The sequence below is a fragment of the Candidatus Limnocylindrales bacterium genome (assembly GCA_035571835.1).
GTDB lineage: Bacteria > Desulfobacterota > Binatia > UBA1149 > CAITLU01 > DATNBU01.
Window position 1 is genome coordinate 411,336 of record DATNBU010000039.1, and the last position, 21,655, is coordinate 432,990.

At 65.9% G+C, this 21,655-nt stretch carries 14 protein-coding genes and 1 riboswitch; of the genes, 5 read left to right on the top strand and 9 right to left on the bottom strand.

Going from position 1 to position 21,655, the window contains the following annotated elements:
* Positions 1–116 precede the first annotated feature (116 nt).
* Positions 117–2,009 carry a tetratricopeptide repeat protein gene (locus tag VN634_18790; protein ID HXC52941.1) on the top strand — a complete coding sequence of 631 codons (1,893 nt, stop codon included), beginning with the start codon at positions 117–119 and terminating at the stop codon, positions 2,007–2,009.
* A 48-nt stretch (positions 2,010–2,057) separates the two neighbouring features.
* Here VN634_18790 and VN634_18795 read toward each other — a convergent pair whose 3' ends face one another.
* The 4 genes from VN634_18795 to VN634_18810 form a co-directional block, all read right to left on the bottom strand.
* On the bottom strand, positions 2,058–2,993 hold the full coding sequence (locus VN634_18795; protein ID HXC52942.1) for a metal ABC transporter substrate-binding protein: 936 nt from the start codon (positions 2,991–2,993) through the stop codon (positions 2,058–2,060).
* Between the two features lie 128 nt (positions 2,994–3,121).
* Positions 3,122–4,246 carry a fatty acid desaturase gene (locus tag VN634_18800; protein HXC52943.1) on the bottom strand — a complete coding sequence of 375 codons (1,125 nt, stop codon included), beginning with the start codon at positions 4,244–4,246 and terminating at the stop codon, positions 3,122–3,124.
* A 270-nt stretch (positions 4,247–4,516) separates the two neighbouring features.
* Positions 4,517–5,461, bottom strand: coding sequence for a hypothetical protein (locus VN634_18805; protein HXC52944.1), 945 nt, complete (start codon positions 5,459–5,461; stop codon positions 4,517–4,519).
* The gene (locus VN634_18810) at positions 5,461–6,921 is read right to left on the bottom strand and encodes a hypothetical protein (GenBank protein ID HXC52945.1); all 1,461 of its coding nucleotides are present in this window, start codon (positions 6,919–6,921) and stop codon (positions 5,461–5,463) included. The genes VN634_18805 and VN634_18810 overlap by 1 nt, the downstream gene beginning before the upstream one ends.
* A 157-nt stretch (positions 6,922–7,078) precedes the next feature.
* A riboswitch (cobalamin riboswitch) is annotated at positions 7,079–7,228 on the bottom strand.
* 212 nt (positions 7,229–7,440) lie between these two features.
* On the opposite strand from VN634_18810, the gene VN634_18815 reads away from it, so the two are divergent.
* On the top strand, positions 7,441–9,072 hold the full coding sequence (locus VN634_18815) for a thiamine pyrophosphate-binding protein (GenBank protein HXC52946.1): 1,632 nt from the start codon (positions 7,441–7,443) through the stop codon (positions 9,070–9,072).
* A 48-nt stretch (positions 9,073–9,120) separates the two neighbouring features.
* Here VN634_18815 and VN634_18820 read toward each other — a convergent pair whose 3' ends face one another.
* The 5 genes from VN634_18820 to VN634_18840 all read right to left on the bottom strand — a co-directional run bounded on the left by VN634_18820 (position 9,121) and on the right by VN634_18840 (position 14,069).
* Positions 9,121–11,247, bottom strand: a complete 2,127-nt coding sequence (locus VN634_18820) for a hypothetical protein (protein HXC52947.1) — start codon at positions 11,245–11,247, stop codon at positions 9,121–9,123.
* Positions 11,248–11,470: 223 nt separating this feature from the next.
* Positions 11,471–11,935 (bottom strand): pyridoxamine 5'-phosphate oxidase family protein, encoded by a 465-nt coding sequence (locus VN634_18825; GenBank protein ID HXC52948.1) that lies wholly within the window; start codon positions 11,933–11,935, stop codon positions 11,471–11,473.
* Between the two features lie 141 nt (positions 11,936–12,076).
* The gene (locus VN634_18830) at positions 12,077–12,625 is read right to left on the bottom strand and encodes a hypothetical protein (GenBank protein HXC52949.1); all 549 of its coding nucleotides are present in this window, start codon (positions 12,623–12,625) and stop codon (positions 12,077–12,079) included.
* Positions 12,622–13,497 (bottom strand): SDR family oxidoreductase, encoded by an 876-nt coding sequence (locus VN634_18835; protein HXC52950.1) that lies wholly within the window; start codon positions 13,495–13,497, stop codon positions 12,622–12,624. Before VN634_18835 ends, VN634_18830 begins: the two co-directional genes overlap by 4 nt.
* Positions 13,494–14,069, bottom strand: a complete 576-nt coding sequence (locus tag VN634_18840) for an Lrp/AsnC family transcriptional regulator (protein ID HXC52951.1) — start codon at positions 14,067–14,069, stop codon at positions 13,494–13,496. The genes VN634_18835 and VN634_18840 overlap by 4 nt, the downstream gene beginning before the upstream one ends.
* Positions 14,070–14,442: 373 nt before the next feature.
* On the opposite strand from VN634_18840, the gene gltB reads away from it, so the two are divergent.
* The 3 genes from gltB to VN634_18855 all read left to right on the top strand — a co-directional run bounded on the left by gltB (position 14,443) and on the right by VN634_18855 (position 21,584).
* Positions 14,443–19,017, top strand: coding sequence for a glutamate synthase large subunit (gltB, locus tag VN634_18845; GenBank protein HXC52952.1), 4,575 nt, complete (start codon positions 14,443–14,445; stop codon positions 19,015–19,017).
* Between the two features lie 126 nt (positions 19,018–19,143).
* Positions 19,144–20,589 carry a glutamate synthase subunit beta gene (locus tag VN634_18850; protein ID HXC52953.1) on the top strand — a complete coding sequence of 482 codons (1,446 nt, stop codon included), beginning with the start codon at positions 19,144–19,146 and terminating at the stop codon, positions 20,587–20,589.
* A gap of 179 nt (positions 20,590–20,768) precedes the next feature.
* The gene (locus VN634_18855) at positions 20,769–21,584 is read left to right on the top strand and encodes a GNAT family N-acetyltransferase (GenBank protein HXC52954.1); all 816 of its coding nucleotides are present in this window, start codon (positions 20,769–20,771) and stop codon (positions 21,582–21,584) included.
* The last annotated feature ends 71 nt before the right edge of the window (positions 21,585–21,655 follow it).

A 21,655-nucleotide genomic window follows, 5' to 3' on the forward strand; every position in this document is an offset into this window, starting at 1 on the left:
CGTGTCGCAAACCGCAGGCGGAAGGCGGCGCTCGCACGGCTCTCGTTCCGGGAGGGCCAGCGATCGCGGCAGCGCTCGAATTGGAGGCTGCGCGAGCGTCGGCTACAAGCGCGGCGATGGGTCGCAAGGCGCGAGGCAAACGGGACGAGCCGATCGCAAAGGCTCGGCCTCAAGCAGCAGCTGCTGTCACTTCCCGGCCGGCAACCTCGCGCGCGAGCACCTCTGCGAACGCCTGGGTTGCCACCGCGCTGTGGATCGCTGGCCTGTGGATCGCGGCAGCTGCAGCTTACGCCGGCAGTATCGGCACGCCGTTCCTCCTCGACGATCCGATCAACATCACGAAGAACCCGCAGATCCAGCTGCCGCTCTCGATCGCAAGCCTGATCGCGGATCCGCGCGCGCTCGTGACGGCGAGCCTTCGGCTGAATTACCTCGCCGGCGGGTTCTCCGTCGCGGGCTACCACGTCCTCAACATCGTCGCGCACGCGATCGCGGGGACGCTCGTGTTCCTGCTCGCAAGGGCGACGCTGCGGCTTCCGGTATTTCGCCGAACCGATGAGCCGGCCGCACACGGCAACGAACGCGTCACGGACGCGCTTGCCGCCGTCATTGCGCTCATCTTCCTCATGCATCCGATGCAGACCGAGAGCGTCACGTACGTGATCCAGCGCGCAGAGATCTTCGTCAGCGCGGCGCTCACGGCGAGCCTGCTCGCGTTTTCGAACATGGACGGCGGCACGAGCGCGCGCACTCTTGTCGCGCTCGCCGTCTCGTGCATCGCGGGCATCTACAGCAAGCCTTCGTTCGCCGTGGTTCCCGCGCTGCTGCTGGTCTACGACCTTTGTTTCCTCGTCCGCGCACCACTCGTCGAGGAACGCCGCACCGGGCAATCCGAAGCACGGCCGGCCGGACGCTTCGGCGAAATCGCGCGCCGATGGCCGGCGTATGCGATAGCCGCAGTCGCCGCGCTCTGGACGTTCGTGCTGACCAAAACGCGCGGCGGCTTCGAGGCCGAGACGGCCGGTTTCGATGTAGCCGGCATTACGCCGATCGATTACCTCGGCGCGCAGGCCGGAGTGATCGTCCAGTATCTGCGCGTCGCGCTGTGGCCTTCGCGGCTGTGCTTCGACTGCGGCTACCGCGGCGCGTGGCCCGTGCACGCGACATTCCTCGGCAATTCGGTCGCGATACCGGCGGTCATCCTGCTCGCCATTGCTGCCGGCGCGCTCGCCCTGTGGAGACGGCAGCCGCTCGCGACGTTCGCGGTCTTCGGGTCGGCCGTCGTGCTGACACCGACGTCATCGCTGCTGCCGCTGGCCGATTTTTACGTCGAGCACCGCATGTACCTGCCGATCGCATTCCTGGCGATGGCGGTGGTTCCCGCCGCAAACGCGGCGCTGCAGCGCTTTGCCCCGCACGCGAATGCTGCCGGGCGGATCGGAGCCGCACTCGCGCTGGTCGTCGTCGCGACGCTCGCGATTGCGACGACGAGGCGAAACGCGCTGCTGTCGGATCCGGTCGCGATGATGGAGGATTCGCTCGCGCAGGCGCCGAACAACGAGCGCGTGCAGTACAACCTCGCCAACGCGTACAAGCGCATGGGCCGCGCCGCTGACGCGATTCCCCACTACGAAGCCGCGATCCGCATCGCGCCGAACGTCGTGCGCTCGTACGAGAACCTGGGGTCGCTCTACGCCGAGATGGGAAGAAGCGAGGATGCGCTGCGCGTCTACCTGGCCGGCGCCGCTGCCAAGCCGGACGCCGGCATGGCGCACCGCAACGTCGCGAGCGCGTACCTGCGACTGAATCGACCGCAGGAAGCGTTCGAGGCGGCAAAGAAGTCGCTCGAAGTCGAGCGCGGCAACGCGAACGGCTTCCGCCTGCTCGGGGCTGCGCTCGAAAAGCTCGGCCGCAGCGGAGAAGCGGCCGAAGCCTATCGCGAGGGACTTGCCGCCAATCCCGGCAACGCCGCACTTACCGAAAGCCTGGCCAACGTCGGCCAGCGCTGACGACGATCCGGAACATTCCGGTGCTCGCGCACGAGCCGGCACCGGCCTTCATTGTCGGCGGACGGGCTTTTCCGGAATCGGGCTGACCGGCGGCGCTTCTTTCGGCAGGGAAACGGCGAGCGCCTGCTGGAATGCGTGCACGTTGAACAGGATCAGCGACGCATAGGTTGCGCGCTCGAGGCCCCACGCGCCGCCGAGCGGATCGACGGTCACGAGCGGAACGCCGAGCTCGCCGGCGAGCACGCGCGCCTGCCGCGGATCGATCTGCGGCTCGACGAGCACTGCACGCACGCCGGCAGCGCGCCCCGCGCGCACGGCATCGATCATCGCGCGCAGCGACGGTTCGCGTCCTTCGCTTTCGCCGAGGCTTCCGACCGGATGCAGGTCGAAACGTTCGGCGAAGCGGTTCCATGCCGGATGCCACGCGAGAAAGCTGCGCGTGGACGCCAGCGCGAACGCGCCGCGCACTTCGGTTTCGAGATCGGCGAGCGCTTCGGACATCGCCCTTGCCGTTACGCCGTAGCGTGGCGCTCCTTCGGGATCGGCCTCGGCGAGCGCCCGGTAGATCGGCGAGATCGCATGGTCGCGAACCCAGGACGGATCGAGCCACACGTGCGGATCGCGCTCGTGGTCGTGCGAGGCCGCGGACTCTGCCGGTGCAGCGTCGAGACGGACGACGATCGCGCCGTCCGGTGCATCGAGCGTGTCGCCGAGCCAGTCGTCGATGGCCGAGCCGAGCGAGATCACGATGTGCGCGGCGGCCACGGCAGCGGCGTCCGAAGGCTTCGGCTCGAACGTATGCGGATCGGCGCCAGCCGGAAGGATGCTGCGGACGACGACGCGGTCGCCGCCGAGCTCGGAGACGATCATCGCGAGCGGCGGAATCGACACGACGACGTGGAGCGGAAGCTCGGCCGCCCCGGCAACTGCGGCCTGGGAAAGCGTGACGACGGCGAGCGCTGCAGCGATGCGAATGGAACGCATGATCCGACCGCGTCTATCGCTCGTCAGACCCTCGAGCAATCAGGCGCCGATTCCACTGAGCTAGCGGCAGGCCGGGCGATCATCAGGCGGCAGTGTACGGATCAGGCGACAGGCCCGACGCCCGGCGACTACGCCGCAGCCACTTCGGCGCGCGTATCGGGTGCTTCCAGCCAGCGCATGCGCGCGCTTCCGACAAAGATGCGGCTCATCATTGCGAAGCGACGCGTGACCGGCTGCTGCAGGTACGGAACGCCGAAGCGCTCACAGATCTCGATGACCCTCGGCTGCACGCGCCGGTACGCGAGCATCGGCATGTCCGGAAACAGATGATGCTCGATCTGGTAGTTCAGCCACAGGTGCGCGTAGTCGCAGACGTCGCCGCCGGTCCGGTAGTTGACCGACCCGACCACCTGCCGCACGTAGAACTCGCCTCGCGATTCGGGGCTCCCCTCGAAACGATAGACGTCTTCTCCGCTGTGATTCGGACCGACCACGAAGAACGTGTGGATGTTGGTCAGCACGTCGGCCATCAGCGAGTTGCACAGCGCCGAGAACGCCGCCCACGCTCCGAGCGGCGCGAACAGAAGCGGCAGCGCGACGAAACTGAGAAGCGCGTACGGTGCGTAGCAGGCGAGCAGCAGCGCGCGGACCGGCGTCGGACGCGGGGCGTTTTCCGGCGCACGCCGGTGCCACCACGCGGTCAGCGTCTTCGGCGCGTAGTACGACGCGCGCCAGGTCGCGGCCAGCAGCGCAAGCAGGCCGTAGCGCGCGGCCACCGGCAGACGCGACCCGTGGATGTCGGCAACGTTGTGCTCGATCAGGTCCGGATCGCGCAGCTCGCCGGTGTGCTGGTGGTGCAGGATGTTGTGCTCGTAGATCCACGCTTCGGGCAGCATCCAGTCGGCCCAGTCGACCAGGCGCCGGCGGCCGCGCGCGAAGACACGCGACGTGTAGCGCGCCGGGGCCCCGGGGACTCTGTCGTAACCGCGATGACCGATGTGATGCATCAGCAGCCAGCGCGTCGAGCGACCGAGCGAAAGCGCTGCTGCGCTCAGCGGATTCGGTGCGATCCACGCCGTCGCGAGCCCGACGGCTGTCGCAATGCGACCCCATCGTTCGATGCGACGCAGGTGACGCAGGTCGTCATCGCCGAGCGTTGCGCGCAATTCGGCGCGCAGCTCGCCGATCGCCTGCGCGAAGCCTTCGAGGTCAATATGATCGAGGGTGTCGAGATTCGGATTCGCAGCTGTCACGGAACGCGCGTGTGTATGCGATGGAGCGTCACGAGAAAAGCGAAATCGTTCGTAACTCTTCTCTGCGCGATAAGTTGATTTCCTGATTCGACGAACAACGAAGCGTGACACGCATCGGTCATTCACCGAGACACTCCCGGACAGTCGCGCTTCTGCAATACGACCGAGCTCGTGCCGTTCCCGCGTTCATGCGTTCCTGCGCGTTTCGAAGCGGAATCGGGAAGGAAGTCGGGAACGAAGTCGGACTGATCCGTTTCGTGTCCCGACTTGTTACCGCAGATCGAGATCGACTGTCACACGCAGATGATCTTCATCGACGTGCACGATCTCGGCGGCGCTTCCGACATCGGCGACTTCGCTCCGGACGTCGTAGTCGCGCCCGGGCGTGAGGCGGCAGACCCGGTAGCGGCCGTTGGTGCGCGTCACGCGGCGCCGCGACCTTTCGCCTTCGGCTTCCACGTGCACGCGCGCCCCGGCCACCGCGACTCCGTCCGCCGTGACGCGGCCGGCGATGCACCCGAGACCGATCCAGTGGATCGCCGCGACAGCATCGAGGTCGAATCCGCCTTTGGTGCCGGCGAAGCTGTGATTGCCGGGATCATCGATCAGGTCGCCGGCGTCGGTGATGCGCACGAAGCGCGCGAATTCGAGCCCGACGTCGGCAAGATCGAAGCGATCGCCGCCCGACTCGGGCGCCAGCGGGTCGAGGCCGTTCTCACTGTTCGCAAGGACCGGCGTCCGGCCTGCCAGCCCGGCGTGCGTGTCGGGATCGTAAGGGAATGCGAACCACTGCCGTGCGTCGGCGCTGACCTCCACGAACGCGAGCTCGGCAAAGAGCAGGTCTCCGCCGAAGAACGCGTTCTCGAAGATCACGAGATCGTCGCCTTCGCCGTCGACGACCACGTTGTCGGCGAACGCAACGGTGATGCTTCCGCCGTTACCGAGCGAAACCACGTCGAGCGACCCCTTCAGCATGCCGCCGCCTTCCGGCGGACCGAGCACGATGCCCGGCAGCTGGTCGGCTCCGAAACCGGACGACGTACCCGGCTCGAACACGCGAACGCGGTCGAGCCAGGCATCGCCGAGCCGGTCGGCGGCAAGAGAAGGCGCGGGCGCCGCGATGCACGCGAAGTACGCCGTGCTCGCGATCCATGCGATGCGCGCAACCGGAACGAACGCCGCGCGGCATATCGCGGCAACCCGCGCACCCATCATCAGTGGCCGCTCATCGCCGGGCCGGATGTCGCCGGAGGCTCGCACACGAGCCGAATGCCGTCCGTATCCCGAACGGAGCTCGCACTGTCGGTCGTCGTGCGGAATCGGATGTTCGCCCTGCCCCTCTGCGGCTTGCCGTTGCTGGCGATGCGAAGCGGTACGCGCACGCCGTCTCCGAGGACGCACGCGCTGTCCGACGTCGGCAGCAGCGCCGACGCATCTGCGACGAGATCGTCGAGCCCGGTGCTTTCGAGCCTCGTGCGAACTTCGATGCTCGCGATCGGCGACGGCGGCGCGCAGTCGCCGGTCCGTGCATCGCCGACGTTCAGGCACAGGCCGAGCGGGAACGTGCAGGTGCCGTCCGCCACGCCGTCCGCATCGCACGCGTCGCCGTCGGTGCAGTACGCCGAGCGCGTCGGCGTTCCATCGTCCGAGATCGCGACCTCGACGCCGTACAGCTCGAGCATGCAGTCGGTCTCCGTGCTGCCGCCACCGAGAACCAGACGGTCGATCGGGATCAGCCGGTGCACGCTCTTGTCGTCGTCGGCGCCGGAGAACGACGACGCGAGGAAATCGATCCGGCCGGTGAACGCATTGACGGAAACGCCGCCGCCGAACGCATCGAATCCGGTGCCGCCGTCGACACCGGTGACGAGCGGCGTGACCGTGCCGCCGGGTGCGACCGCGGCAATGGTCGGGCTGCCGGTCGCGAGCACGGCGCCGTCGGTTGTCACCGCGATATCGATCGAGCCATGGTCGTAGGTCGGTCCCGATAGTGTGCTCTGGCGCACGCCGGCATCGGAGTACGAATAGATCGCACTCGCGAACGAACCGGTGGCTTCGCTGATCAGCACATCGGAATCCCGCACGACGAGCCCGCCGGTGTAGTCGAACCCGGTAGCGAACGTCGTCGCCACCGGCGTCTGTTCCGACAGGTCGATGTGAATGACGGTGCCGGCGCCGCTGCCGTTGGCATCGGAGACGAGCAGGCCGCCTGCGAACAGATCGATGCTGAACGCATTGGCAATGGTGCCGCTCGGCAGGACCTCGAGGCCATCAACCGGGACACTCGTCGAGTCGCCGGGAATCGCGAACACGGTATCGCCGGTCGTTGCGCCGCTGAAGTTGAAGCCGCTGTCCGTCACGTAGAGCACGTCCGACGCCGCGTCATAGACGCAGTCGGCGATCGAGTTGAGCCCGGTCGCCACCGTTCGCACGTCTCCGCGGTTCGACACGAACAGGATGCTGCGCGTGCGGCCGCTCGGCGTCGGAAACGAAAGCGCCGGTCCTACGCCGACAAAGTCGCCGCCCTTCGCGTGGGCAACGCAGCCTTCGGTCAGCTCCGCAAGCGTCTGCCTCGCATAGAGATAGCCGTCGGCCGGCTGCACGGCAGCCGATCCAACAGATGCAGAAAAATGGATGGAAATCGCGACCGCAGTCGCGACAGAAACACTACGCATGCTGGTTCTCCTTCCGGCCCGCGCCGGGGTTTGCTCGAAGAACCATCCGCAAAAAGGAAGAGGGAATCGGGGCCGGAAGCCGCAGCGATCGATCGCCACGACTCGAATCCCGGTCGCTCCTTCCCCGTCGGAAGGTTCAACCAAAAGCGAGCCGCGTCGATATCCTGACTTTGGGATCGTCCGAGCCGTCGCGCCTTCCCAGGTGCATTGGATGGACTGCTTTCGCAGCCCTGCGCCCAGTGGCTTAGTGCGACGTTCGTCCCCCTTCACAGTTGCGGGGCAGTCGAGGAGTTTCACCTCGTTCCCGACAGAGAGCGGAATTGCTCTCGATCGACTCGCGGCGCGACCGTAGGAGCCAGAGCGCCACATGTCAAACCTGCTCTACCGTTCGCGCTGGTCCTCTACCGCTTGCCGGGTCACTTTGAGTTCACCCTTGCGGCGGCTATACGAGCCTATCTCGCAGCAACCGTCCGGAAGCCGGCTGCCGACACCGAGAAACAAGCGAACGAGGACTTACGAATGGACGGTGGAAAACTGGTTGCGAGGGCCCTGAAAAAAGCGGGCGTCGACTGCATCTTCACGCTCTCCGGCGGCCACGTGATGGCGATCTACGACGGCTGCCTGAACGAAGGCATTCGCGTGGTGGACGTTCGCCATGAGCAGGCCGCCGTCCACGCCGCCGATGCGTACGCACGGCTTCATCCCGGCAAAGTAGGCGTTGCGGTGCTGACCGCCGGCCCCGGCGCGACCGACGGCGTCACCGGCATTGCGAATGCGTGGCGCGCGAACTCGCCGATCCTCGTGATCGGCGGACAGGGACCGCTCGCGAACCTGCGGCGCGGCTCGCTGCAGGAGATGGACCACATCTCGGTCATGCGCCCGATCACGAAGTGGGCCAATGCATGTTACGCCGCCGACCGACTCGGCGAATTCGTCGAAGAGGCGATCCGTTTTGCGCTCGCGGGAAATCCCGGGCCTTCCTATCTCGAAGTACCGATCGACGTGCTCGGCGGCACCGTCAATCTCGAGACCGCGTACTGCCCTGCCCCGATGGCTGCTCCGCGCGTGCGGCCGGAAGACGCGGTCCTTCGCGCGGCCGTCGAGCTGCTCAAGCAGTCGAAGATGCCGATGGTCATGTCGGGCACGGGCGTCAAGTGGTCGAACGGCGCCGACGCGCTCAACCGCTTCCTGTCGGCGACGAAGATGCCGGCGTACTGCAACGGCATGGGACGCGGCACCGTGCCGCACGACTCGCCGTACTTCTTCAACCGCACGCGCCGCGACTACATGGAGCTGTCGGACTGCGTGCTGCTGGCCGGCTCGCTGCTCGATTTCCGCATGCGCTTCGGAAAATCGATTCCCGCCACTGCCAAGATCATCCAGATGGATCTCGATGCGACGTTGATCGGCCAGAACCGGCGCGCCGACATCGGCATGGTCGGCGACCTCGGCCTGATGTTCGACGGCATGCTCGAGATCATGAAGAAGGACGGCGTCACGCTTGACTTCAGCGCCGTCGTCAAGGAATGGCGTGCGAAGGAAGACGACGAGGAAGCGGCGCTCGCCGACAAGCTGACGTCGAATGAAGTGCCGATCGATCCGATGCGGCTCTGCAAGGAGATCGCCGACTTCGTCACCGACGAGATGATCCTCGTCGGAGACGGCGGCGACATCGTCGCGAAGGCCGCCAAGGTCGTGCCGATTCCGAAGAACGGATTGTGGATGGATCCGGGGCCGCTCGGGACGCTCGGAGTCGGCATGCCGTTCGCGATCGCGGCGCAGCTCGCCAACCCCGACAAGCGCGTGCTGATCATCTATGGCGACGGGTCGTTCGGCCTGAACGGCTTCGAGTACGACACCGCGATCCGCCACAATCTTCCGATCGTCGGCATCATCGGCAACGACGCCGCGTGGGGCCAGATGATGCGGCCGCAGGTCATGATGTACGGCCGCGAACGACTGGTCGCGACCGAGCTTCTTCCGACGCGCTACGACAAGGTCGTCGAAGCGCTCGGCGGCTACGGCGAGCTCGTGACCGAGCCCGACCAGATCCGCCCTGCCCTCGAGCGCGCGTTCGCGAGCGGCAAGGCCGCGTGCGTGAACGTGATGATCCGCAAGGACTTCGACTTCATGGGCGGCATCTACATGTAGGACCGGGACCCGGCCGATCCGCACTGCGGATCGGCCGGGCTCGGTCGTTCAGTAACGCCTTTCCAGGATCGTCTCCATCCTCATCGTTACCGGGCCGGGCAACCCGTACGCCGTATTGACCGCGCTGTTCGAGCTTGCCGGCGCGCACGAAACTCCGGCAAGGGTCGGAGCCGCCGGATCGGCCACACCCTCGACGACGATCGGATCCAGATAGCAGCTCGGCGGCGGGCCTGCCGCGCAGTCTCCGCAATTGTCGTTCGGGCAGACCCATTGCTCCTCGTCGAGGCTCCCGGTCACGTACGCGTCGCAGGAAGCGTCGCTGGCGCACGGCAGCAGGCCGCGGCCATCGGCGCGCAGCATTCCGTTACAATACTTGGCGGTGTCGCTGCTGCACTGGCCACGATCGGTCTGTCCGGGAACCGCCGTGCAGGTGAGATCGCCGCAGTTGTTCGGTCGACGGTCGACTCCCGGACTTCCGCCGCTGCCGCAGGTGCCGAGTCCCATGCCCGCGCAGTGTGCGTCGTCGTCGCAGGTCTCCAGAGTGTCGCCGCTGCACACTCCGCAAAAACAGCTCAACGCATTGAGTGGGGCTTCGCAGGCATCGGAGGCAGGCTTGGAAGTCGATCCCGTCTTCATGTCGATCTCGCGCGGGATCCCCGTGGCGCCGGTAAGGGCCAGTCCCAAAGACGGCGGACAGTCGAGGCTGTTGCCGGAAACCGGAGCGTCGGCATCGGTCGCATAGGTCAGATCGAATCCCTGCACGTCGCACGCCATCCCGTCGCGCGCGCCTCCGTTGCATAGACCGTTCGCGTTGCCGTCCTGCGGAGTCGCATCGCCCTCGCAGATCGGGCATGGCTGCTGCTGGGCGATTCCGATGTAAACGCTCGAGCGCGTCGCCATCGTGATGTTCGCCGAACCGGAATCGGGATCGACCGTGCCCGACACGTCCTCGTCGAAGCGGCTGAGAAGGCAAACTGGTGTTCCTCCCACCGCCTGCGCGATCGGAGGGCTCGCGAAGTATGTGCAGTTTCCACCGCCGCAGGCGGCGTCCGTATCAAAGACGTTGCTGCACTCGATCCACGGGGACGCCGCGCAGCGCGCGAAACCGTCGTAGAGCACGCTGTCGGTGCTGATGCCTCCGATCGTGCAGCTTCCGCAGCTTCCGAACGCGCCCGGGCACGAGACGTCGAGCGCCAACGGGACGGCATCGACGAGGTCCTGGTCGTGGCCGTACCCCTTCCATCCGTCCGAAGACGAGCTAGTAGTTGCGCCGCCGTTCGAGCAACCGCCCGCGGTCTCTTCGAGCGTGCTGCAGCCGCTGCGCGTGGTCAGGCGAACCGCCGGCGGGCAGAGCGTGGCGTGGGCTTCGTACGTGATCTCGAATGCGTCGTTCTCGGCGCTGGCAAAAGCCGCGGCACTGCAGGTTTTCAGGTTCGCGATCGTGTCGGTCGCGCATGTGTCGAGATTGGCGAGCGCCGCGGCGGCGCACGAGGATTCGACCTTGCCGTCGGCCTTGGTCTGGGCCCCGCTCACTTTGGAATCGGGATCGAAGCCGACGCAGCTTGCGATGTCGTAGTCGCCAGCCTCATCGTCGTCTCCCTGGCACGACGTCTCCGTCTTGTACGCGGTTGCCGCGACGTTGGCGTAGCCCTTCGCCAGCGCGCTCCGGCACTTGATGTCGTCACTCGTAAGAGAAGAAGGAGTCGGGGATCCGAGCGCCGTCGTGCCCGCTGTCTCCGCAATGTTTTCGGCCCGGCAACCAAGACAGGTCGCGACCTCGGCCATCGTCGTCATCGGATTCGGCACCGCGCACGATACCGGACACGACACGTAGAATTGAGTGCCGGAACTGGCCGAGGTGAGCGTAGCGTTCTCGCCCGCGCATGCAGTGCTGATCGCCATTTCGGCCTTGGTTCGGGCAGACGAGAATTTCGACTTTGAATCGGCCTGCGTCATGTCATTGCAGTCTACGCCGGCCATGGTCTTGCCACCGTCACGGGATTTGTGGCAGGCCGCGATCGTCTTGTGCGCGGTCTTCATCAGCTTTGCGTAGTTCTTCGCGATAGTGCCGCGACAATCGACAGCGGAATCCGGCAACGCGACGGCCGAAGCCTGCGTGACACCCAGCAGACCCAGTGCAATCGAGAACAGGAGTGGTTTGGACCTTCGAAGCATCGATTCAGTCTCCCTTTTTTCGAGGCGAGTCGGTTCGGGGCGATTCGCCTCGAGTGCCGCATCGAGCCCGGGAGTCGTATGGGACGGTCGCGGCTCTGTCGATGCGGGAACGGAGATTCTCGAGGGGCGTGACACGTACGAAGTAACGCGGCTCACCATTCTCGATGGAATTCGAGCTCTTGCGCCCGCCCTCGGCGCACGGCGAATCGTCGGGAAAGTTGTTCTAGGCCTGCGCAGCAGCGGTCTTGCGGTGGTCCCAGCTCGACGTTTTCTCGGGATGAAAGACCAGCGCGACGCGCTTGCGGATGTAGTAGCGCAGCGCCGCTCCCGCCGTTTCTTCATCGAGCCCCTGGTATTTTTTCGCCGACGCGAGCGCGATCCGGTAGCACAGGTCCTGGTCGTCGATGATCTGGTAGCGGCCGCGGATGAAGACGCCGCGCAGCTTGTCGTACTCGGTGCCGTCCTCGACGAGGATCGAGCCGCGCGCGTCGCGCTCGATGTTCTTCACTTTCTGCGATGACTTGTACGTATGCATGTGCACGAGGCCGTCGAGCATGCTGTACCACATGGGGACGAGGTGCGGATATCCGTCGTGATTGATCGTGCCGACGATCACGGTCTTGCTCGACGCGAGGAAGTCGCGCATCTCGTCGTCGGTCAGGCGAATCTGGTCTCGTACGTTAGGCATCGTTACTCTCCAGCGGCGCTCTGCGCGTTTACCGAACAGCGCCCTGCGCGTTTACCCAACAGCGCGTAGCGCGTTTACCCAAAGCGCGTAGCGCGTCTACCCAACAGCGCGTAGCGCGTTTACCCAAAGTGCGTAGCGCGTCTACCATGGATCTTCGCTTTCGCGATTGTACTTCTCGTCGTCTTCGTCGAGCGGCGAAGGCTGGCGCTCTTCTTCCTGCTGGTTTTCCGGAAGATCCGGCGTCAGGACGTCGGGGAGCTCGCGATTCGGCTCGGGGACCGGCGTGTCCGCCTCGGCCTTTCCATCGGAGCCTGCAATCGGCGGCGTCGGTCGCGCGGCCGGCGGCTGAAAATCCGGCGCGAGCCCCGGCTGTGCGGCGCGCGGCGGCGGCGGAGCGTCTTCATCCAGGAACGGATCGTCCTTGTCTTCGTCGGGGTCGATCTTCTCTGGAGCGCGACGATGGTCGCCGGGCTTCGGCGCGGGCCAGGTCCGGTCGAGCACCGGATCGGGAAGCGACAAATCCGGATCGCCCGGCGCTTCGGGCACGACGCCGAACTCGTCGCGCCGGGGCTCGTCGGTCGACGGCTGATCCGGTGTCGCAAGCGCGCGCGTAACGCCGAACGGCGTCATCGCGAACATCGCGGCCATCGCGGAAATGCCAGCCGCGATGACAATGGGAGCAGGTCTCACCGGCGATCCTGCGGGGTCTGCTCCTTCTGGCGCTTCGCAACGATGTCGAGGAACATGCGGCGCGGAAGAAAACGCGCGGCGAACAGTGACAGCCTGTTCTCGAAGCCGGGCACGACGACGGTTCGACGTCCGAGACCATTCAGGGATTCGGTGACGACGTCCTCTACGCTGGACCATTTCGTCGACATCTCGCCGGCGACTTCCTGGAACCCCGTCTTCGTATCCCCCGGTGCGAGCACCTGGATGTCGACGCCGGTGCCGCGCATCTCGAGCGCAAGTGCTTCGCCCCAGTTCTGCAGCAGCGCCTTGGTGCCGCTGTATACGGCGTAGTACGGGAGCGGGACCATGCCGCCCATCGACGAAACAATGATCACGCCCCCGCGCTTGCGCTCGATCATCGGCGGCAGCAGGCGCGCAGTGAGCTCGACGTGCATCTCGCAGTGGAGACGGATCAGCGACGCGTGCGAATCGGGTGCCTGGCGATCGAAGCGGCCGATCCATCCCGTGCCGGCGTTGGCGACCAGCAGGCCGATTTCGAGATCCGAAACCTGCAGCGCAAGGCGTGCCGCGGCGCCCGGCTCGGCAAGATCCATCTCGAGCACGCGGCACGAAACCGCGTGACGCTGCGTAAGATCGGCGGCAAGCTGCTCGAGCGCTGCGCGGCGGCGCGCAACCATCGCAACGTGAAGTCCGGATGCGGCGAGCCGCGACGCGAACTCCTGTCCGATGCCGGACGATGCGCCGGTCACAAGTGCCCACGGACCGTAGCGATCCGACGTGGGCGTCGATCGCCCGGGCGCGTTCGAGACAGCGGGGGATCTCGAGGTTTCAAACCTCTTCGTCTCTTCGGGCTTTTCCACGGTCGAGCTCATGCGACGAAGATGGAGTTCGTGCTCCAGTCGGGTTTCATCATGCCGTTCTCCATGTTCACCGCCGGAAGATAATTGCGCAGGATCCGCACGCGGCTGAGCAGGCGGATGGTCGAGATGTCTTCGATCGAATCCTTGCCGTGGTTCTTCTGCAGCGACGGAACGATCTTCTGCTGGAAGCTCTCGACGATGTCGGAGTCCGACGTCCCCTCGACGACCATCACGAGCGCAACGCGCCCGTCGATCTCGGCAATGTGCGATTCGCGGATGAGCTCGGTGAAGACCGTGACGACGTTCGGCTCATGCCGGATCTCGTCCTGGATCTGGCTGACGGTGACGCCCACCTTGAAGCGGATGATGTACAGGTGGCTGGTCGGAAAATATCCGGTGCCTTCGGCCGACATGTCGACCTCGGCGAAGTAACGAAGCAGCCCCTCTTTTTCGAGGCGCGCGCGTTTGCGACTGACGGTCCGCACCGGAATGTCGTACAACTCGCCGAGGCGATTGTCCGACAGGCGCGGGTTGCGCGTCAGGGCCTTTGCGATTTTCAGTTCCTGCTCGTCGAGTTTTCTCATTCGGTAAATCCCTTCTGCGTGTCACACGGGCGCGGGGTTGCCCGTGCTTGGCGTGCGCCGCTGGCCGAAGCCTGGACCGGCCTCCATATCTGGACAGACCTTGGGCCATCCGGGGAGGCGATACGACAAAGTTAGGCCAGATTGTGCGCAAGTTCAACATCTGTGGGCCAATGTCAGAGGATCATTGACATTTTTCTGCATTCTTACTAGACAAGCCGACCGCCGCCGGGCCAAGCACGGCATTAAGAGGATGCCGGCCGGCCGAACGGCCTATCTGGAGTAGCCAGCCATGAGAGAACCAACCAGCCGAGCGCAGGGCACAGCGGGTCGTGAGACCCGCGTCGGCACAGCGGGTCGTGAGACCCGCGTCGGATTGTCCGCCTCCCGATCGCGAGGACTCTCCGAGTCCGTTGCGCGGGGACTCTCCGAGTCCGTTGTCGAACGTGATGCGTGCGGCGTCGGGTTCGTCGCGAACATCCGCGGCGAAGCCTCGCACACGATCATCGAGACGGGCATCGAGGTCCTCAAAAGGCTCGAACACCGCGGCGCGTGCGGCTGCGATTCGGAGACCGGCGACGGCGCCGGCGTGCTCCTTCAGGTTCCGGACAAGCTTCTGCGCGCGCGCGCAGACGAAAAGGGCATTCATCTGCCCGCCGCCGGACGCTACGGCGTCGCAATGACGTTTCTTCCGCCTGCGGACAAGGCCCGTGAATGGGCCATGGGCGCGCTCGAAGCGGCCTGCCGCGCAAGCGGGCTCACGCCGCTCGGCTGGCGCGACGTTCCCGTTACCGTCACCGACCCGCAGACCGGCCAGCGCTCGGTCGGCACCGTGGCCGACAGCAAGCGGCCGCACATCGCGCAGCTGTTCGTCGCACCGGTGCGCGAGATGGAAGAGGAAGAGCTCGAGCGGCGCCTCTACGTCGCGCGCCGCACGGCCGAGAACGCGATCGCAGCCGAGGGCGGCGACATCGCGTACCACTCGTACATCTGCAGCTTCTCGTCGCGCACGATCGTCTACAAGGGCATGCTCGTCAGCTCGCAGCTCGACGGGTTCTTCCCCGACCTTCGCGATCCGCTGTGCGAGAGCGCGCTGGCGCTGATCCACTCGCGTTTCAGCACCAACACGCTGCCGACCTGGCGGCTCGCGCATCCGTTCCGCTTCATGGCGCACAACGGCGAAATCAACACGCTGCGCGGCAACATCAACTGGATGACCGCGCGCGAAAAGCTGTTCACGTCACCGGTCTACGGCGACGAGATGCAGCAGCTGATGCCGGTCATCGCGCCCGGGCAGAGCGACTCGGCGTCGTTCGACAACGCGCTCGAGCTGCTGACGCGCACCGGCCGCTCTCTGCCGCATGCGATCACGATGATGATCCCGGAGGCCTGGGAGAAGCACGAATCGATGCCGCGCGAGCGGCGCGCGTTCTACCAGTACCACGCGTCCCTGATGGAGCCGTGGGACGGCCCCGCATCGATCGCGTTCTCCGACGGCCGCCGCATCGGCGCCGTGCTCGACAGGAACGGCCTGCGTCCGTCGCGCTATCTCGTGACCAAGGGCGGCCTCGTCGTGATGGCGTCCGAGACGGGCGTGGTCGACGTCGCGCCCGAGGACATCCTCGTCAAGGACCGGCTGCAGCCGGGGCGCATTTTCTGCGTGGATCTCGACGAGAAGAGGATCGTCACCGACGACGAGCTGAAGCTCAAGATGTCGGCTCGTCACCCGTACGCCGTGTGGCTCAAGGACCAGACCTGCGACCTCGACGACCTTCCGGCCGCCGAGAGCGTCGACTGGCACGTCGAAGGCGCCGAGCTCGAGCGCCTGCAGAACCTGTTCGGCTATTCGCGCGAAGATCTTTCGGTGCTGCTGTCGCCGATTGCGCTCAACGGCCAGGAGCCGGTCGGCTCGATGGGAACCGACACGCCGCTCGCGTGCCTGTCGGATCAGCCGCAGCTGGTCTTCAACTACTTCAAGCAGCTGTTCGCGCAGGTGACCAATCCGCCGATCGATCCGATCCGCGAAGAGCTGGTGATGTCGATCGAGACCGCGATCGGCCGCCAGGGAAACATCTTCGAGGAGACGCCCGAGCACTGCCGGCAGCTGAAGATCCCGCATCCGCTGCTGACCAACGAGGACCTCGCGAAGATCCGCGAGATCGGCTCGCACGGCATTCGCAGCCGTACGATCCGCATCCTGTTCGACGCCGGCAGCGGCAAGGACGGGCTCGTGGCCGCGCTCGACCGCATCTGCGACGAAGCGTCGCGCGCGATCAGCGAAGGCGCGGAGATCCTGGTTCTTTCGGACCGCGGCGTGACCGAGGAGCTCGATCCGGTGCCGTCGCTTCTTGCCGTGGGCGCGGTGCACCATCACCTGATCCGCACCGGGCAGAGGATGCTGACGGGCATCGTGCTCGAGTCGGCCGAGCCGCGCGAGGTCATGCACTTCGCGCTCTTGACCGGCTACGGCTGCAGCGCGGTCAATCCGTATCTTGCAATCGACACGCTCGTCGACATGTCCGAGGCGGGAAACCTGCACGGGCTCAAGGAAGACGAAGCCGTCGACCATTTCCGCAAGGCGATCGGCAAGGGCCTGCTCAAGACCATGTCGAAGATGGGCATCTCGACGCTCGCGAGCTATCGCGGCGCGCAGATCTTCGAGGCTGTCGGGCTTTCCGAAGAAGTCATTGACCGCTGCTTCGCGTGGACGTCGTCGCGCATCCGCGGCGTCGGCTTCGACGTGCTCGCGCGCGAGGTCGAGATGCGCCACGAGCGCGCGTGGCGTCAGGAAGTCGGCGACGACACCGGGCTCGTTCCGGGCGGCCAGTATGCATGGCGCCGTCGCGGCGAGTTCCACCTGTTCAACCCGGAAACGATCGCTCGCCTTCAGCACGCGGTGCGCTCCGGCAGCTACACGAACTTCAAGAGCTACAGCCGGCTCGTCAACGAGCAGGACCGGCACCTGTGTACGCTGCGCAGCCTTCTCGATTTCGTGCCGGCGGCCGAGCCGATTGCAATCGATGACGTGGAGCCGGCGTCCGAGATCGTCAAGCGCTTCAAGACCGGAGCGATGAGCTTCGGCTCGATCTCGCGCGAGGCGCACACGACCCTTGCGATCGCGATGAACCGCATCGGCGGCAAGTCGAACACCGGCGAAGGCGGCGAAGAGCCGTGGCGCTACGAGCCGATGGCCAACGGCGATTCCGCGCGCAGCGCGATCAAGCAGGTCGCGTCGGGACGCTTCGGCGTGACGGCGGCGTATCTTACGAACGCGAGCGAGCTGCAGATCAAGATGGCGCAGGGCGCGAAGCCCGGCGAGGGCGGACAGCTGCCCGGACACAAGGTCGACGAGGTCATCGCGAAGACCCGCTACTCGACTCCGGGCGTGGGCCTGATTTCGCCGCCGCCGCACCACGACATCTATTCGATCGAGGATCTCGCGCAGCTGATCCACGATTTGAAGAATGCGAACCCGGCCGCGCGCGTCAGCGTCAAGCTGGTCGCCGAAGTCGGCGTCGGCACGATTGCCGCGGGCGTTGCGAAGGCGAAGGCCGACGTCGTGCTGATCAGCGGACACGACGGCGGCACCGGTGCATCGCCGCTCAGCTCGATCAAGCATGCGGGCATCCCGTGGGAGCTCGGGCTTGCCGAGACGCAGCAGGTGCTGGTCGAGAACGGGCTCAGAAGCCGGATCCGCGTCGAAACCGACGGACAGCTCAAGACCGGCCGCGACGTTGCGATCGCCGCGCTGCTCGGAGCCGACGAGTTCGGCTTCGCGACCGCGGCGCTCGTCTCGGAAGGCTGCATCCTGATGCGCAAGTGTCACCTGAACACGTGCCCGGTCGGGATCGCGACTCAGGATCCGGAGCTGCGCAAGCGCTTCGCGGGCCAGCCCGAGCACGTCATCAACTTCATGTTCTTCGTCGCCGAAGAGCTGCGCGAGATCATGGCGAAGCTCGGCTTCCGCACGGTGCAGGAGATGACCGGGCGCGTCGAGCGCCTCAAGGTCCGCGAGAACATCACGCACTGGAAGGCCAAGGGCATCGACTTCTCGCCGATTCTCTACAAGCCGGAAGTCGAAGAAGGCGTCGGCATCAGCGGCTACGAAAGCCAGGACCACGGGCTCGAGAAGGCGCTCGACAACGAGCTGATCCGCCTTTGCGCGGATGCGCTCGAGTCGAAGAAGCCCGTGCGCCTCGAGATGCCGATCAAGAACGTGAACCGCACGGTCTGCACGACCTTGTCGCACGAGATCACCAAGCGCTACGGCGAGGAAGGCCTGCCGCCGTACACGGTGCAGATCGACTTCGACGGCTCGGCCGGCCAGAGCTTTGCCGCGTTCCTGACGCGCGGGCTGTCGCTGACGATCAAGGGCGACGCGAACGACTATTTCTGCAAGGGAATGTCGGGCGGCCAGGTCGTGATTCAGCCGCCGGCGGGCGTCAAGTTCGCCGCCGAGGACAACATCGTGATCGGCAACGTCGCTCTGTACGGTGCGACCGGCGGCGAGGTGTTCATCCGCGGGCGCGCGGGCGAACGATTCGGCGTGCGCAACAGCGGTGCAACGGCCGTCGTCGAAGGCATCGGCGACCACGGGTGCGAGTACATGACCCGCGGCATCGTCGTCGTGCTCGGCACCACCGGCCGCAACTTTGCGGCCGGCATGAGCGGCGGCATCGCGTACGTGCTCGACGAGGAGAAGACGTTCCGCTCGCGCTGCAACCTCGGCATGGTCGAGCTGTTGCCGATCGATTCGGACGAAGACCGCCGGCGCGTGCACCAGCTGCTCGTCCGCCATGCGCAGTACACGAAGAGCGCCGTCGCCGCGCGCCTGCTCGAGGAGTGGGACGATTCGCGGGATGCGTTCGTCAAGGTGATGCCGACCGAGTACCGCAAGGTCATCGAGTCGATGAAGCTCGACGCGGAAGCGCAGAAGCTCGCGGCGGTTTAGTCGGACGCCGAAGCACGGAAGCTCGCGGCGGTTTAGCCGGACGCCGAAGCTGAGAAGCTCGCGGCGGTTTTAGCTCGAAGAATTTTTTTCAGGACAAGTAACGCTTTATGGGCACAGCGTAAGCATATGGGAAAGATCACAGGCTTTCTGGAGTATCCGCGCGAGCAGCCGACGAGGCGGCCCGTCGCAGAGCGTCTCCGTGACTGGCGCGAGTTCGAAGGCAAGCCTTCGGAGGACGTGCTCAAGAACCAGGGCGCGCGCTGCATGGATTGCGGCGTGCCGTTCTGCCACAACGGCTGTCCGCTCGGCAACGAAATTCCCGACTGGAACGACCTCGTCTATCGCGGCCGCTGGAAGGAGGCGATCGAGGCGTTGCACGCGACCAACAACTTCCCGGAGTTCACCGGCCGCATCTGTCCGGCTCCGTGCGAGGAAGCGTGCGTGCTCGGCATCAACGCCGATCCGGTTTCGATCAAGCTCATCGAGAAAAACGTGATCGACCATGCGTGGCGGGCCGGGTACGTGCGGCCGCAGCCGGCGCTCGTCGAGAGCGGAAAGAAAGTGGCCGTGGTCGGCTCGGGTCCTGCGGGAATGGCCTGCGCGCAGCAGCTCGCGCGCGCGGGACACGCCGTGACCTTGTTCGAAAGGAGCGACCGCATCGGCGGACTGCTTCGCTACGGCATTCCCGACTTCAAGATGGAAAAGCACCTGATCGACCGGCGCATGGAACAGATGGAAGCCGAAGGTGTCACGTTCCGCGCAGGCGTCGCGGTCGGTTCGGACGTCACGGCCGACGAGCTTCGCAAGGAGTTCGATGCCGTCGTGCTGTCGGTCGGCGCCACGCAGGCGCGCGACCTCCCGGTTCCAGGGCGCGATCTCGACGGCGTGCATTACGCGATGGAGTTCCTGCCACTTCAGAACAAGCGGGTCGCCGGTGACCGCAACGTCGCGCCGCTGACCGCGGCCGGCAAGCACGTGGTCGTGATCGGCGGCGGCGATACCGGCTCCGACTGCATCGGCACGTCGAACCGGCACGGCGCCACGAGCATCACGCAGCTCGAGATCCTGCCGAAGCCGCCGAATGCGCGCACGCCCGACATGCCGTGGCCATACTGGCCGATGATCTTCCGCACGTCGAGCTCGCAGGAAGAAGGCGCCGAGCGCGACTTTGCCGTCAATACACGCCGCTTCATCGGAGAGAACGGCAAGGTGAAAGCGATGGAGTGCGTGCGCGTCGAGTGGTTCACCGACTCGGACGGCCGCCGCAAGATGCGCGACATCCCGGACTCGATCTTCGAGATCCCGGCCGACCTCGTGCTGATCGCGATGGGCTTCCTCGGACCGGAGAAGAATCCGCTGCTCGACGGCTTCGGCGTCGAGCTCGACGAACGCAGCAACGTCAAGGTCACCGACTGGCAGACGTCGGTCGAGTCGGTGTTTGCGTGCGGCGACGCGCGCCGCGGGCAGTCGCTCGTCGTGTGGGCGATCTGGGAAGGCCGCGAGTGCGCGCGCGCCGTCGACGAATTCCTGACCGGGACGAGCAAGCTGCCGTCGACACCGCAACTCCTCTGAGCACGGTGGCCGCGAGCGAACCGCCCGAAGCATTGCATGGCGCGTCGAATATCGGTGCGGGCGCCGGAGGACCGGCGGAGGCACGGGCCGGTGTCGGTTCGCCGGCGCACGGGCGGCCGGGTTCTGCTGCGCCAGCCCTCGACGCAGAACGTTTCGCGGCCTTTTATGAACGCTCGGGCGTGCGCGTCGCGAAGAGCGAGAGTGCGTGGTGGTACGAAGCCGCGCCGCGCTTCCTGCTCGCGCTGCCGAGTCATCGCGAGCTCGTGCTTCCGGACGACGAAGCGCGCGAGCTGATCCGGCGCGAGCGGCTGGCCGGGCTGCGCTACATCAGCGGCGACGGCGGGCGCGAGAGCTTCCAGCTCGTCTGCGACTCGCCCGATTACAGCCTCGAGAAGCTTTCGGCCAACACGCGCAGCAAGGTGCGGCGGGGTCTTTCGCGAAACGAGATCCGGCAGATTTCCGGACGCGAGCTCGCGGCGCTTGCCGAAAGCGCGTTTGTCGAGACGATGGAGCGGCAGAACCGCGCATCCGCGAGCGCCGTCGAGACGTGGCGGCGCATGCTCGCGGCGGCCGACCAGGAGCCGGCCATCGAGATCTGGACGTCGTGGCACGAGGGCGAGTTCGCGAGCTACCTGATCGCCGTGCGCATCGACGACGTCTGCGAGTTCTTCCAGGCGCGCTCGGTCAGCCGGCTGCTCAAGCATTATCCGAACAACGCGCTGATCTACACGTTGACCGAAGAGATGCTGGTGCGGCGCGGCGTGCGCGAGGTGACGTTCGGGATCGAATCGCCGGAACCCGTCGAAGAGCTCGATGCGTTCAAACTGCAGATGGGCTATCGCAAGAAACCGATGCTGCAGCGGGTCGTGTTCCATCCGCTGCTGCGCACCGCGTTCGCCGTCGCGCCCGTTCGCCAGGCCGTCATGAGGCTCGGCACCAACCCCACCGCCAACGTCCGCCTGCGAAAACTCGCCGGCATCCTCAAGTTCGCGTGAAAAAAGGGGACAGGTACAATTAATTTTTCGCAGCAAATTCACGGGTGGGTTTCGTGCTGCGTTTCCCCCGA

Excerpts from the sequence above, each read along its gene's own strand:
- VN634_18790 (HXC52941.1), top strand. The coding sequence starts at position 117 with ATGGGTCGCAAGGCGCGAGGCAAACGGGACGAGCCGATCGCAAAGGCT.
- VN634_18835 (HXC52950.1), bottom strand. The coding sequence starts at position 13,497 with ATGAGCTCGACCGTGGAAAAGCCCGAAGAGACGAAGAGGTTTGAAACC.
- VN634_18805 (HXC52944.1), bottom strand. The coding sequence starts at position 5,461 with ATGATGGGTGCGCGGGTTGCCGCGATATGCCGCGCGGCGTTCGTTCCG.
- VN634_18820 (HXC52947.1), bottom strand. The coding sequence starts at position 11,247 with ATGCTTCGAAGGTCCAAACCACTCCTGTTCTCGATTGCACTGGGTCTG.
- VN634_18810 (HXC52945.1), bottom strand. The coding sequence starts at position 6,921 with ATGCGTAGTGTTTCTGTCGCGACTGCGGTCGCGATTTCCATCCATTTT.
- VN634_18795 (HXC52942.1), bottom strand. The coding sequence starts at position 2,993 with ATGCGTTCCATTCGCATCGCTGCAGCGCTCGCCGTCGTCACGCTTTCC.
- VN634_18825 (HXC52948.1), bottom strand. The coding sequence starts at position 11,935 with ATGCCTAACGTACGAGACCAGATTCGCCTGACCGACGACGAGATGCGC.
- VN634_18840 (HXC52951.1), bottom strand. The coding sequence starts at position 14,069 with ATGAGAAAACTCGACGAGCAGGAACTGAAAATCGCAAAGGCCCTGACG.
- VN634_18850 (HXC52953.1), top strand. The coding sequence starts at position 19,144 with ATGGGAAAGATCACAGGCTTTCTGGAGTATCCGCGCGAGCAGCCGACG.
- VN634_18815 (HXC52946.1), top strand. The coding sequence starts at position 7,441 with ATGGACGGTGGAAAACTGGTTGCGAGGGCCCTGAAAAAAGCGGGCGTC.